This is a genomic window from Nocardioides sp. SR21 (assembly GCF_022761125.1).
GTDB lineage: Bacteria > Actinomycetota > Actinomycetes > Propionibacteriales > Nocardioidaceae > Nocardioides.
Genome location: NZ_JAKWJR010000001.1, coordinates 399,622 through 412,542 on the forward strand (window position 1 = coordinate 399,622; position 12,921 = coordinate 412,542).

The 12,921-nt window shown below is 69.9% G+C and carries 13 protein-coding genes; 5 read left to right on the forward strand and 8 right to left on the reverse strand.

Annotated elements, in window-relative coordinates:
* The first annotated feature begins 26 nt into the window (after positions 1-26).
* Positions 27-2,909 (forward strand): vitamin B12-dependent ribonucleotide reductase, encoded by a 2,883-nt coding sequence (locus MJ604_RS02035; RefSeq protein ID WP_243056606.1) that lies wholly within the window; start codon positions 27-29, stop codon positions 2,907-2,909.
* Between the two features lie 256 nt (positions 2,910-3,165).
* Here the strand turns inward: MJ604_RS02035 and MJ604_RS02040 are convergent, their stop codons facing one another.
* The 5 genes from MJ604_RS02040 to MJ604_RS02060 form a co-directional block, all read right to left on the reverse strand.
* A complete protein-coding gene (locus MJ604_RS02040; protein ID WP_243056607.1) occupies positions 3,166-3,552 on the reverse strand; it encodes a universal stress protein in 387 nt (128 codons plus the stop codon).
* On the reverse strand, positions 3,549-5,072 hold the full coding sequence (locus tag MJ604_RS02045) for a tripartite tricarboxylate transporter permease (protein ID WP_243056608.1): 1,524 nt from the start codon (positions 5,070-5,072) through the stop codon (positions 3,549-3,551). Before MJ604_RS02045 ends, MJ604_RS02040 begins: the two co-directional genes overlap by 4 nt.
* The gene (locus MJ604_RS02050) at positions 5,072-5,587 is read right to left on the reverse strand and encodes a tripartite tricarboxylate transporter TctB family protein (RefSeq protein ID WP_243056609.1); all 516 of its coding nucleotides are present in this window, start codon (positions 5,585-5,587) and stop codon (positions 5,072-5,074) included. The genes MJ604_RS02045 and MJ604_RS02050 overlap by 1 nt, the downstream gene beginning before the upstream one ends.
* Positions 5,587-6,600, reverse strand: a complete 1,014-nt coding sequence (locus MJ604_RS02055) for a tripartite tricarboxylate transporter substrate binding protein (protein ID WP_243056610.1) — start codon at positions 6,598-6,600, stop codon at positions 5,587-5,589. The genes MJ604_RS02050 and MJ604_RS02055 overlap by 1 nt, the downstream gene beginning before the upstream one ends.
* 88 nt (positions 6,601-6,688) lie before the next feature.
* The gene (locus MJ604_RS02060; RefSeq protein ID WP_243056611.1) at positions 6,689-7,684 is read right to left on the reverse strand and encodes a YafY family protein; all 996 of its coding nucleotides are present in this window, start codon (positions 7,682-7,684) and stop codon (positions 6,689-6,691) included.
* 53 nt (positions 7,685-7,737) lie between these two features.
* Between MJ604_RS02060 and MJ604_RS02065 the strand changes: the two genes are divergently transcribed.
* Positions 7,738-8,853, forward strand: coding sequence for an epoxide hydrolase family protein (locus tag MJ604_RS02065; protein WP_243056612.1), 1,116 nt, complete (start codon positions 7,738-7,740; stop codon positions 8,851-8,853).
* Here MJ604_RS02065 and MJ604_RS02070 read toward each other — a convergent pair.
* Entirely contained in the window at positions 8,843-9,229 is a 387-nt protein-coding gene (locus tag MJ604_RS02070) for a hypothetical protein (protein ID WP_243056613.1), read from the reverse strand. The genes MJ604_RS02065 and MJ604_RS02070 overlap by 11 nt on opposite strands.
* Before the next feature lie 58 nt (positions 9,230-9,287).
* Here MJ604_RS02070 and MJ604_RS02075 point away from each other — a divergent pair, with 58 nt between their 5' ends.
* On the forward strand, positions 9,288-10,169 hold the full coding sequence (locus MJ604_RS02075; protein ID WP_243056614.1) for a class II glutamine amidotransferase: 882 nt from the start codon (positions 9,288-9,290) through the stop codon (positions 10,167-10,169).
* A 2-nt stretch (positions 10,170-10,171) separates the two neighbouring features.
* Here MJ604_RS02075 and MJ604_RS02080 read toward each other — a convergent pair whose 3' ends face one another.
* Entirely contained in the window at positions 10,172-10,465 is a 294-nt protein-coding gene (locus MJ604_RS02080; RefSeq protein WP_243056615.1) for a MerR family transcriptional regulator, read from the reverse strand.
* Between the two features lie 104 nt (positions 10,466-10,569).
* Between MJ604_RS02080 and MJ604_RS02085 the strand changes: the two genes are divergently transcribed.
* Entirely contained in the window at positions 10,570-10,995 is a 426-nt protein-coding gene (locus MJ604_RS02085) for an Hsp20/alpha crystallin family protein (protein WP_243056616.1), read from the forward strand.
* Between the two features lie 109 nt (positions 10,996-11,104).
* Here MJ604_RS02085 and MJ604_RS02090 read toward each other — a convergent pair whose 3' ends face one another.
* Positions 11,105-11,614 carry a flavin reductase family protein gene (locus MJ604_RS02090; protein ID WP_243056617.1) on the reverse strand — a complete coding sequence of 170 codons (510 nt, stop codon included), beginning with the start codon at positions 11,612-11,614 and terminating at the stop codon, positions 11,105-11,107.
* Positions 11,615-11,645: 31 nt separating this feature from the next.
* Between MJ604_RS02090 and MJ604_RS02095 the strand changes: the two genes are divergently transcribed.
* Positions 11,646-12,908, forward strand: coding sequence for a cation:proton antiporter (locus MJ604_RS02095; RefSeq protein ID WP_243056618.1), 1,263 nt, complete (start codon positions 11,646-11,648; stop codon positions 12,906-12,908).
* Positions 12,909-12,921: the final 13 nt, after the last annotated feature.

Sequence of the window (12,921 nt, forward strand, 5' to 3'; positions counted from 1 at the left end):
ATCCTCGAGAGACGGGACGCAGAGGGATGACCGAGACGGTGAACGGGGCAGCCGGCGCCAAGGCCGAGAAGGCCGGGACGGGCGCAGGGCTGAAGATCGAGCGTGTCTTCAGCACCGAGGGGGTGCACCCGTACGACGAGCTCACCTGGGAGCGTCGCGACGTCGTGCAGACCAACTGGAAGACCGGCGCCACGGTCTTCGAGCAGCGCGGTGTGGAGTACCCCGACTTCTGGTCGGTCAACGCCTCGACCATCGTCACCACCAAGTACTTCCGCGGCGCGGTCGGCAGCGACGCCCGCGAGTGGAGCCTCAAGCAGCTCATCGACCGGATCGTGAAGACGTACACGAAGGCCGGCATCGACCACGGCTACTTCGCCACGTCGACCGACGCCGAGGTCTTCGAGCACGAGCTCACCTGGCTGCTCGTGCACCAGTACTTCTCGTTCAACAGCCCCGTCTGGTTCAACGTCGGCACCCCGTCGCCGCAGCAGGTCTCGGCCTGCTTCATCCTCTCCGTCGACGACTCGATGGACTCGATCCTGAACTGGTACAAGGAAGAGGGCTTCATCTTCAAGGGCGGCTCCGGCGCCGGTCTGAACCTCTCCCGGATCCGCTCCTCCAAGGAGCTGCTCTCCTCCGGCGGCACCGCCTCCGGCCCGGTCTCCTTCATGCGCGGTGCGGACGCCTCCGCGGGCACCATCAAGTCGGGCGGCGCCACGCGCCGGGCGGCGAAGATGGTCGTCCTCGACGTCGACCACCCCGACATCGAGGAGTTCGTGATGACGAAGGCGCGCGAGGAGGACAAGATCCGCGCGCTGCGCGACGCCGGCTTCGACATGGACCTCGGCGGCGCCGACATCACCTCGGTCCAGTACCAGAACGCCAACAACTCGGTCCGCGTCTCCGACGAGTTCATGCGCGCCGTCGAGGACGGCACCGACTTCGGCCTGCGGGCCCGCAAGACCGGTGAGGTCATCGAGCGCGTCGACGCCCGCGACCTGTTCCGCAAGATCGCCACCGCCGCGTGGGAGTGCGCCGACCCGGGTCTGCAGTACGACGACACGATCAACGACTGGCACACCAACCCCGAGACCGGCCGGATCACCGCGTCCAACCCGTGCTCGGAGTACATGTCGCTGGACAACTCCTCCTGCAACCTGGCGTCGCTGAACCTCCTGAAGTTCCTCAAGGAGGACGACACCTTCGACGCCGAGCTGTTCGCGAAGGCCGTCGAGTTCATCATCACCGCGATGGACATCTCGATCTGCTTCGCCGACTTCCCGACCGAGGCGATCGGCCAGACCACCGTCGATTACCGCCAGCTCGGCATCGGCTACGCCAACCTCGGCGCGCTGCTGATGGCGATGGGCCTCGGCTACGACTCCGACGGTGGCCGCGCGATGGCCGCCACCATCACCTCGCTGATGACCGGTACGTCGTACAAGCGCTCGGCCGAGCTCGCCGGCATCGTCGGCCCGTACGCCGGCTACGCCCGCAACGCCGAGGCGCACAAGCGGGTCATGCGCAAGCACCAGGCCGCCAACGACACCGTCCGCACGCTCGGCATCGCCGACGGCCAGGTGCACAAGCTGGCCACCCAGGCGTGGGCCGACGTGCAGGAGATCGGCGCGGCCAACGGCTTCCGCAACGCGCAGGCCTCGGTGCTCGCGCCGACCGGCACCATCGGCTTCATGATGGACTGCGACACGACCGGCATCGAGCCGGACTTCTCGCTGGTCAAGTTCAAGAAGCTGGTCGGCGGCGGCTCGATGCAGATCGTCAACCAGACGATCCCGCGGGCGCTGAAGAAGCTCGGCTACGTCGAGGAGCAGATCGAGGCGATCGTCGCCTACATCGCCGAGCACGGCCACGTCATCGACGCGCCGGGCCTGAAGACCGAGCACTACGAGGTCTTCGACACCGCGATGGGCGCCCGCGCGCTGAAGCCGATGGGCCACGTCCGGATGATGGCCGCGGCGCAGCCGTTCCTGTCCGGTGCGATCTCGAAGACGGTCAACCTGCCGGAGACGGCGACCGTCGAGGAGATCGAGGAGGTCTACCTCCAGTCGTGGAAGCTCGGCCTCAAGGCCACCGCGATCTACCGCGACAACTGCAAGGTGGGCCAGCCGCTCGCCGACGGTGGCGGCAAGGCCAAGAAGGACGCCGCCGACGCGGCGACCGCGGCCGCCGCGGAGGCGACCAAGGTCGTCGAGAAGATCGTCTACACCCCGGCCCGCAAGCGCCTGCCGAAGTCCCGCGTCTCGCGCACCACCTCGTTCACCGTGGGTGGCGCCGAGGGCTACATGACCTCGGGTGCGCACGACGACGGCCAGCTCGGCGAGGTGTTCCTCAAGCTCGGCAAGCAGGGCTCGACCCTGGCCGGCGTGATGGACGCGTTCTCGATCGCGGTCAGCATCGGCCTGCAGTACGGCGTCCCGCTGGAGACCTACGTCTCGAAGTTCACCAACCTGCGCTTCGAGCCGGCCGGCCTCACCGACGACGCGGACGTCCGGATGGCGCAGTCGATCATGGACTACATCTTCCGCCGCCTCGCCCTGGACTACCTCGACTTCGACGCCCGCCAGGCTCTCGGCATCTACTCCGCCGACGAGCGCCAGCGCTACCTCGAGACCGGCTCCTACGAGCCCGTCGAGGAGACCGGCTCCGCCGCCGAGCTGATGGAGACCCCCGTGGTCGAGATCATCGACGCCGAAGAGGCCCCGGTGGTCGAGACCGTCGAGGCCCCGAAGGTCGAGCGCCAGGAGGCCCACACCTCCGCCGAGCTCCTGGAGAAGATCACCGGCACCGCGGTCGACTCCCCGCTCTGCTTCACCTGCGGCACCAAGATGCGCCCCGCCGGTTCCTGCTACGTCTGCGAGGGCTGCGGCAGCACCAGCGGCTGCAGCTGATCGAGGCTCCACGAACGAGGCCCCGGGCGTTGCCCGGGGCCTCGTTCCATGTCTGGGTCTCACCGCGCCGGGACGTCCTCGCTGGTGCGGTCCTTGCGACCGCCTGGACGACGGAGTGCGCCGATCGCTCAGTAGCCGAAGACGTTGACGCTGAGCGGGTCGATCTCGCGGCGCGGGTGGCCGAAGAATGCCCCCGACCTGCGCGCGACCGGAGGGACTGGCTTCTCCCGCGACGATCCTCCGGAGCCGATGTCGGTCAAGGCTTGACGGCGACCACCGGGCAGGGCGCCTCCATCAGCAACCGCATGGCGACGCTGCCCATCAGCATCTTGCCGACCTGGCTGCGATGCCGGATGCCGATGACGAGGGCATCGGCGCCGACCTCCCGGGCTACGTTCAGGATCTCGTCGGCGGGGTCGGCTCCGACGGACTGGCGCAGCTCGACGTCGACCGGGGCTGCGGAGAGGCGTTGCTCGAGGCCGCTGCGGGCCTCGTCCCCGAGGTACTTCTTGTCGACCAGGGAGTCGCCCTTCGTCGTGTTGACGACGACCACGCCGGTGCCTCGTCGCACGGCCTCGGCGAGCGCCTCGGTGAGGGCGGCTTCGCCGTACTCGTTCGGGATGTATCCCACCACCACGCTCATCGCCGGGTCTCCTGTTCGTCGAGCTCACGAGGAACGAGCGGCGCTCCACGGACACGCTGGATGACCGGCGGCGCGATCAGGATGATCGCCAGGAGCACGTAGATGGCGATCGCCAGCGGCTCGTTGAAGAGACCGCTGATGTCGCCGTTGGAGAGGTCCAGGGCCTCGCGCATCTTGGTCTCCATGAGCGGTCCGATGATGACGCCCAGGATCAGCGGCAGGATCGGGATCCCGAACCGACGTACGGCGAAGCCCACGGCCCCGAAGACAAGCAGCAGCGCGACGTCGAAGGCGCTCTGGTTGACGGCGTACGCGCCGAGCGAGGCGAAGAAGAGAATGCCCGCGTAGAGCTGCGGCCGGGGGATCTGCAGCAGCTTGGCCCACATCGGGGCGAGCGGCAGGTTGATCACCAGCAGCAAGGTGTTGCCGATCAGCAGGCTGGCCAGCAGGGTCCAGACGAGCTCGGGTTGATCGGTCATCAGGGTCGGTCCGGGCACGATCCCGTAGGTGCGCATCGCAGCGAGCAGCACGGCGGCGGTCGCGGTCACCGGCAGACCGAGGGCGAGGAGAGGGACGAACATGCCGGCGGCGCTGGCGTTGTTGGCAGCCTCGGGCCCCGCCACGCCCTCGATCGCGCCGTGGCCGAACTCCTCCTTCTTGCGGGAGAGGCGCCGTTCGAGCACGTAGGAGAGGAACGTCGGGGTTTCGGCGCCGCCCGCGGGAAGGGCGCCGAAGGGGAAGCCGAGCGCGGTGCCGCGCAGCCACGGCTTCCAGGACCTGGCCCAGTCGTCACGACTCATGAACGGTCGGCCGACCGGGATCACGTCGATCGGTTGGCGCCGCAGGTGCGCGGCGATCCAGAGCGCCTCGCCGATCGCGAAGATGCCGACCGCGACCACGACGATGTCGACGCCGTCGGCCAGCTGGAGAATGCCCCCGGTCAGCCGGGCTTGCCCGGTGGACAGGTCGAGGCCGACGAGGCCGATGGTGAGGCCGATGAACAAGCCGATGAAGCCGCGCAGCTTCGACGAACCGAGCACCGCGGTGACGAGCACGAGCGAGAGCAGCATGATCGCGAAGTACGACGCCGCGCCGATCTCGACCGCGATCTCAGCGAGCCACGGGGTCAGGAACGCGACCAGCAGCGTGCCGATGGTGCCCGCGACGAACGAGCCGATCGCGGCCGTGGCGAGGGCCTGCGCGGCCCGGCCCTTCTTCGCCATCTTGTTGCCCTCGATGGCGGTCATCACCGACGCCGACTCCCCGGGGGTGTTCAGCAGGATCGAGGTCGTGGAGCCGCCGTACATGCCGCCGTAGTAGATCCCGGCGAAGAGGATGAACGACTGGGTGGGCTCCAACCCGTAGGTGATCGGCAGCAGCAGGGCGACCGCCATGGCCGGCCCGATGCCGGGCAGCACGCCCACGAACGTGCCGAGCAGGACGCCGATGGCGGCGAAGGCGAGGTTCTCCGGCGTGAGGGCGTTCGCCATGCCGTCGAGGAGCAGGTTCAGCGTGTCCATCAGAGGATCCCGTCCAGGATCCCGGGAGGCAGCGGTACGTCGAGACCGACGTAGAAGAAGTACCAGCTGCCGACCGAGAGTGCGGCGCCCACGAGCAGGTCGCGCAGCAACGTCCGCGACCCCAGTGCCCACGCACAGCCGGCGAAGAGCAGCGCGCCCGTGACCGGCCACCCGAGGACGTTCACGAAGAGCACGTTGAGCAGGAGGACGGCGACCAGCTTGCCGACGGTGACCCAGTCGGGCGGGCTGGTGAGGTCGATGTCCTCGCCGGCCTCGCCCTCGGCCACGTCGCCGCGGGCGGTGGCCAGCGCGAGGAGCACGGCGAGCAGGATCATCGCGGTGCCGATGACGTAGGGAAACACCCGCGGTCCCACCGGGTCGCCGAATCCGACATTCAGTCCGCGCGCGTCGACGAGTGTGTAGATCCCGACGAGGGCGAGTGCCGCGGCGAGACCGTACTGGGCCTTGTCGACGCGGATCGGCTCGGTCGCGTTCGAGCCGTTCGCCGTGGTCATCAGATCAATCCCAGCTCTTCGAGAGTCCCCGAGACCCGATCGTCCTGCTCCTCGATGAAGGCCGTGAACTCGTCGCCGGTCTTGAAGTCGTCGATCCAGCCGTACGTCGCCAACTGCTCCTGCCACGCCTCGCTCTCGTGCATCTCCTCGAGGTAGCCGATCAGCTGGGCGCGGCGCTCCTCGGAGATCTCGGGCGGTGCGAGCACGCCGCGCCAGTTGAGGAAGGCCAGGTCGATGCCCGACTCGATCAGGGTCGGGAAGTCGGCGAACGTCTCTTGGGGAGATCGCTCCTCCCCGGAGACCGCGAGCACCCGGAGCTCGCCGTCCTCGACCTGGCCGATGAACTCCGCCGGACCCGAGAACCCGGCGTCGATCTTGGCGCCGAGCAGGGCGCTGGTGAGCGGGCCGCCGCCGTCGTACGACACGTAGTTGACGTCGTTCGGGTCGATGCCGACCTCGGCCGCCAGCTGCATCGGGAAGAGGTGGTCCGGACCGCCGGGCGAGGAGCCTCCGCCAATCGCCAACGAGCCGGGATCGGCCTTCCAGTCCGCCACGAACTGCTCGATCGTCTCGTACGGCGAGTCCGCGGGCACCAGGATCACCTCCGGCTCGCTCATCAGCTGGGCGAGCGGGGTGCCGTCGAGGACGGCGTACGTGCTGGCGAACGAGTACGTCGATCCCACCACCCCGAGGCCGACCATCATCATCGTGTGCTCGTCCCCGGCTTCGCCGACGACCTCCGTCATCGCCGCGGCCCCACCGGCGCCGATGACGTTGTCGACGGTGAAGGACCCGCCGGTGATGTCCCCTTCCTCCATGACGTCGACCGCTGCGCGTCCGGTCTGGTCGTAGCCGCCCCCGGGGCTGTTGGGAATGATCATCAGGATGTCGCGGGAGTCGTCCCCTCGCGTGACGCCGCAGGCCGCGGTCGAGACGACCGACGTCACCAGCAGGAGCGCCACGACCAGGCGCATCGACCGCCGCTTCACGTCTTTCCCGAGACGGGTGCGCACCTGTCCACTGTGCAGGACGCCGCCAGCGCTGTCGAGGCCAGCACTGCTGACATCTGGCTCCCGCCCGACGGAACGCGCGGCGCGGACCTCAGCGCAGCGGGTGCGTTCGGCGGGTGGATCGAACGTCGGTCGGCGGATCGCCGATGGCACGCGCGTACCGCAACGACAGCGTCCGCAGGCTCTCGACCAGCTCGGGCGGCTCGGTGACGGAGAAGTCCAGACCCAGCATGCCGATCCAGACGGCGACCACCTCGATGCTGTCGCCGCCAGTGACGAGGTCGGACTCGGTGTCGCTGACGGCCTCGACGGTGCCGACGGCGGGGTTGATGCGCGCCATCACCTCGGTGGCGGGGGCGTGGATGCGGATCCGGACGTGGATGGCCCAGCCGGTGCGAGCGACCTCGCGGACGACGAAGTCGGTCATGTCGCCGGGGAAGTCGGTGGGGGTGAAGCGGCGGCCGCCGGGGCTGCGCAGGTGCAGCCAGTCGACGCGGTACGGCGCCCACGCGCCGCTGGCCGGGTCGCGGGCGACGAGGTACCAGCGGCGCTGCCAGCCGACCAGGTGGTACGGCTCCAGCTCGAGGCGGGAGTCGCGGTAGTCGCAGCGCAGGCCCTGGTGGTCGCGGATCGCGGCGGCCAGCTCGTTGAGGAGCTCCGGGTCGACGACGGGGTCCTCGACGTTGGAGTCGGTGTTGACCGGGCCGGCGCTGGTGGCCTGGCGGAGCGCGGCCAGGCGTCGGCGGAGCTTGTCGGGGAGCACCTGCTCCAGCTTCGTCAGGGCGCGGGCGCCGGTCTCCTCGAAGCCGGCCATGCCGGTCGCGGCGCGGAGGCCGACGGCGACGGCCACCGCCTCGTCCTCGTCGAGCAGGAGCGGGGGGAGCTTGGCGCCGGCGCCGAGGCGGTACCGACCGCCGGGACCGCGGACCGCGTCGACCGGGTAGCCGAGCTCGCGCAGCCGGGCGACGTCCTTGCGGACGGTGCGGTCGGTGACGTCGAGCCGTTCGGCGAGCTCCGCGCCGGACCAGTCGACGCGGGACTGGAGCAGGCCGAGCAAGGCGAGGAGCCGCGCAGAAGTTTCCAGCACGGTTTCAGAATACCGGAACGTAGTGTTCCGGAACCGTTCCTACAGTCGGCGACATGAACACCACCGAGAACACCCAGGTCACCCCGTTCACCGTCGAGATCCCGCAGGCCGAGATCGACGACCTCCGCGACCGGCTCGCCCGGACCCGCTACGCGCCGGCCGCGCCCGGCGACTCCTGGGACTACGGCACCCCCGTCTCCTACCTGCAGGACATGGTCGAGCGCTGGAAGTCCTTCGACTGGCGCGCGGTCGAGGACCGCATCAACGCGCACCCGAACTTCACCACCGAGATCGACGGGCAGAACGTCCACTTCATCCACGTCCGCTCCGAGAACGAGGGAGCGACGCCGCTGATCCTCGCGCACACCTACCCGGGCTCCGTCGTGGAGTTCCTCGAGATGATCGAGCCCCTCCGCGACGCGTTCCACCTGGTGATCCCGTCGATGCCGGGCTTCGGCTTCTCCACTCCGCTGAACGGCGGCGGCTGGACGATGGCGCGCGTGGCGGCGACGTACGACGCGCTGATGCGCCGGCTCGGCTACGACTCCTACGGCATCCACGGCAGCGACGGCGGCGCACTGGTGTCTCGCGAGCTCGCGGTCCTCAACCCCGAGGGCTTCCTGGGCGCGCACGTGCTGCAGCTGTTCTCGTTCCCGTCCGGGGCGCCCGGCGAGATGGACGGCTTCGGCGAGAAGGAGTACGGCGCCCTCGCGCACCTGCAGTGGTTCGTCAGCGTCGGCGGCTACAACCAGATGAACGGCACCCGCCCGCAGACGATCGGCGCCGCGCTGGCGGACTCGCCGGTGGCCGTGCTCGCCTACAGCGAGCTGTTCGAGAACTTCGGCAACGGCACCAGCCTGGTCCGACCGGAGCAGGTCCTGGAGCAGGCCAGCCTCTACTGGCTGACCAACACCTACGCCACCGCGGCCCGCTACCACTACGAGGAGCAGCGCGCCGGGGCCGAGCCCGTCGTCAGCCAGGGCCGGATCGGCGTCATCGTCTTCAAGGACGACTTCCAGACGATCCGGGCCTTCGCCGAGCGCGACAACGCGAACATCGTGCACTGGACCGAGGTCCCGCGGGGCGGCCACTACGCCGCCCTCGAGACGCCCGACGAGCTGGTCGCCGACCTGCGGACGTTCTTCGGTCAGGGATCGGTCAGCGGCTGACGCGGGCGACGCAGACCTCGCCGGAGGCCCGGTTGACGGCCCGGAACTTGTAGGTGTCCGTGCCGGCGGTGTTCGCCGTACGTCGCTCGACGTCGAAGGAGCCGCTCGGGCCGCGGGTGACGCTGGTGCCGCGGTCGGCGACGCGGCCCTCGTGGCGCAGCACCCAGCGCCAGGTCTGGCCGGAGCGGTTGCTGTCGATCTCCGCCTCGACCTCCATGCGGCCGTCGTCGGGGCCGGCCTTGATCTTCCAGTTCGTGCTTCCGGAGCAGGAGCCGGTGCGTTCGCGGTCGTCGTCGCCTGCGTGGGCGGGGGCTGCGGCGAGGGCGAGGGCCGGGGCGGCGAGCAGGGCGGCGGTGGTGAGGGCGATGGTCTTCATGGCTTCACCGTGCCCGTCCTGGATGGGACCCATGTGAGGCGACGGTGAGAGTGCTCTCATGTCACCCCTTCTGGGGGACGCACCCGGGAGGCGGGCGTGGTTCGGTGCAGGTATGTGCCGGTGGATGGCGTACTACGGCGACCCGATGCTCGTCGAGGACCTGCTGTTCCGCCCTGTGCACTCGATCATCGACCAGAGCCTGCACTCGCGGATGGGCGCGACAACGACCAACGGCGACGGCTTCGGCATCGGGTGGTACGGCGAGGGCGCGGATCCGGCGGTGTTCAAGGGCATCGACCCGGCCTGGAACGACGCGAACCTGCGCGAGGTCTCCCGGCAGATCCGTACGCCGCTGCTGTTCGCGCACGTGCGGGCCTCGACCGGCACGGCGGTGCAGCGCAGCAACTGTCATCCGTTCCGCTGGCACGAGTGGCTGTGGATGCACAACGGCGTGCTCGCGGGCTTCCACGACTATAAGCGCGAGCTGGCGATGCAGGTCGACCCGGCGCTGTACGCCGACATCGAGGGCTCGACCGACTCGGAGATGCTGTTCTTCCTCGCCCTGACGTTCGGGCTGCGCGACGACGCGGTCGGAGCCGTCGAGCGCGCGGTCGGGCTGGTCGAGCGGGTCGCGGCCGAGCACGGGGTCGTCCACCCGGTGCAGATGACCGTCGCCACGACGAACGGCCAGTCGGTCTGGGCCTTCCGCTACTCCAGCGAGGGGAGGTCGCGCTCGCTGTTCTTCTCGTCCGAGATCGCCCGGCTGCGCGAGCTCTACCCCGACATCGAGGTGATCGCCCGGGCGGGCGACGAGTCGAGGCTGGTCGTCTCCGAGCCGTTGCGCGACCTCCCCGGCGCGTGGAACGAGGTCCCCGAGTCCTCGGCGTACGTCATCGGGCCGGGCGCCGACGAGCTGGTGCCGTTCCGGCCGCGCGCCTGACCTCAGCGACCGGGCAGACGGCGTACCTCCGCCTCGAGGCTGCGCACGCGCTCCTCGAGGGCGAGGACGTGCGCGATGCCGGCCAGGTTGAGGCCGTCGGCGAGCAGCTCGCGGATGCGGTGCAGCCGGTCGATGTCGTCGGCGCTGTAGAGGCGCGTGCCGCCGGAGGTGCGGTCGGGCTCGAGGAGGCCGCGGCGCTCGTAGACGCGCAGGTTCTGGATCTCCATCGACACCATCTCGGCGGCGACCGAGATGGCGAAGACGCCTCGACTGTTCGCTCGACTGTCCTGGGCCACGGACTTGATTCTTCCTGACGATTGGAATATAAGAAACCTGTACTGAACGTTACAGGTACGGACCCGGTCCACGGGCCCCTGACATCAGAACCAGGAGGACAGTGATGTTGCTTCGCACCACCGACCCGTTCCGCGACTTCGACCGCCTGACCCAGCAGCTCCTCGGCACCACCAACCGTCCCGCGGTGATGCCGATGGACGCGTGGCGTGAGGGCGAGCGGTTCGTCATCGAGTTCGACCTGCCCGGGGTCGCCAAGGAGAGCATCGACCTCGACGTCGAGCGCAACGTGCTGACGGTCCGGGCCGAGCGGGTCGCCCGCAACGGCGACTGGGAGGCCCTGGCCACCGAGCGCCCGAAGGGCGTCTTCAGCCGCCAGCTCGTGCTCGGCGACAACCTCGACCTCGACGGGATCGAGGCGGCGTACGCCGACGGCGTGCTGCGGCTCGTCGTCCCGGTCGCCGAGAAGGCCAAGCCGCGCAAGATCCAGATCGGCGCCGGCGCCGACGAGCGCACCGCGATCGAGGCCTGACGCTCACGCAGCCGTCAGCGCCCAGGAGGGGCCGTCCCGGAAGGGGCGGCCCCTGTGTCGTTCATGGGCGCGTTCATGGGCGCGTTCAGGGGCGCGTTCAGGGGCGCGTTCACGGCTCGATCGCGCGCTCGTCGGCCTCGTGGCCGGGGTCGAGGTGGGCGGCGTCGGAGACCCGCAGCGGCGTGAAGCTCCCGGCGGCGCCGGCGTCGAGGACGCGCGTCATCAGGCAGACGTGGTCGCCGCCGTCGTCGACGAGGGCGGCGCGCTCCAGGACGATCCGGTTCGGCAGGGCGTCGATCAGCGGGACGCCGTACTCGCTCGACGAGACGTCGAGCCCGGCGAACTTGTCGACGTCCTCACCGCTCTGCGTGCCGAAGCGCTCGGCCATCGGCAGGTCGTCGGCGGTGAGGAAGTGCACCGCGAGATGCGAGGCGCGCAGCGCGACCCGGTAGGTGTGGTTGGCCTTCGACAGCCACACGGAGTACCGCTCCGGCCCGATGCTGGACTGGGCGTGGAACCCGACCAGGCAGCCGGCGCGCTCGTCCTCCGCAACGGTCGTGACGACCACGAGCGGCGGGTTCACGGACTCCATGATCTGGTCGAACGCGTCGTCAGGCACTTCTTCACCCTAGATCGGGTACGGCGGGGTCGTGACCGCCGACCTCGTGTACCTCGTGGCGGGCGCGTCGCTGCTGCTGGCGGTCGTGCTGCCGGCGCTGCTGGACCGCTGGGCCGTGTCGGCGCCGATGGTGCTGGTGGCGGTCGGGCTTGCGATCGGGTTCACGCCGCTGCCCGACGGGCTGCCGCTCGACCCGCAGGAGAACCGCGCCACGATCGAGCACGTCACCGAGCTGGTGGTGATCGTCGCGCTGATGGGCGTCGGGCTCGCGATCGACCGGCCGCTGGAGCTGCGGCGCCGTGCGTCGTGGGGGAGGTGGAGCACCACGTGGCGGCTGCTGGGGATCGCGATGCCGCTCGGGATCGCCGCGATCACCCTGCTCGGCTGGATGATGGGCGCGCCGCTCGCCGTCGCGCTCCTCCTCGGTGCGGCGCTGGCGCCGACCGATCCGGTGCTCGCCTCCGACGTCCAGGTCGCCGGGCCGCAGACGGGCGACCACGAGGTCGACGAGTCCGATGAGCTGCGGTTCACGCTGACCTCGGAGGCGGGGCTGAACGACGGGCTCGCGTTCCCGTTCGTGTACGCCGCGATCCTGCTGGCGACCCATGGGGAGCTGGGGCTGGAGTGGGTCGGCTGGTACCTCGTCGGCAAGGTGGTCGTCGGTGTCGTCGCGGGCATCGTCGTCGGGCGAGTGCTGTCGTACGTCGCGTTCCGCTCGAACAGCGACTCGTTGCGGGTGGCCGAGCGCGGCGAGTCTTTGCTCGCACTGGCGGCGCTGGTGTCGGCGTACGGCGTCGGCGAGATCGTCGGCGGCTACGGGTTCCTGTCGGTGTTCGTGTGCGCGATGACGTTCCGCTCCGCCGAGCGGTCGCACGACTACCACGCGGCGATGCACGAGGTCGCCGAGCGCCTGGAGCGGTTGCTGACGCTGTTCGTGCTGCTGGTGCTCGGGATCGCGCTCAGCCGCGGGCTCCTCCAGGCGCTGGACTGGCGCGGCGTCGCGATCGGCGTCGCGCTGGTGTTCCTGGTCCGCCCGGTCACGGGACTGATCGCCCTGTCCCCGATGGCGAGACGCGAGAAGCCGCCGCTCGACCGCGGGCAGCGGTGGGCAGCGGCGTTCTTCGGCGTCCGCGGCATCGGCTCGATCTACTACCTCGCCTACGCCGCGGGCGAGACCGACGAGCTCGGGGTGGACTGGCTGTGGTCGACGGTGGCGTTCACGGTCGTGCTGTCGGTGTTCGTCCACGGTGTGCTCGCCTCACCGGTGATGAAGCGGATCGGGGCCAGGGCGTGACTCCCGACTTCCT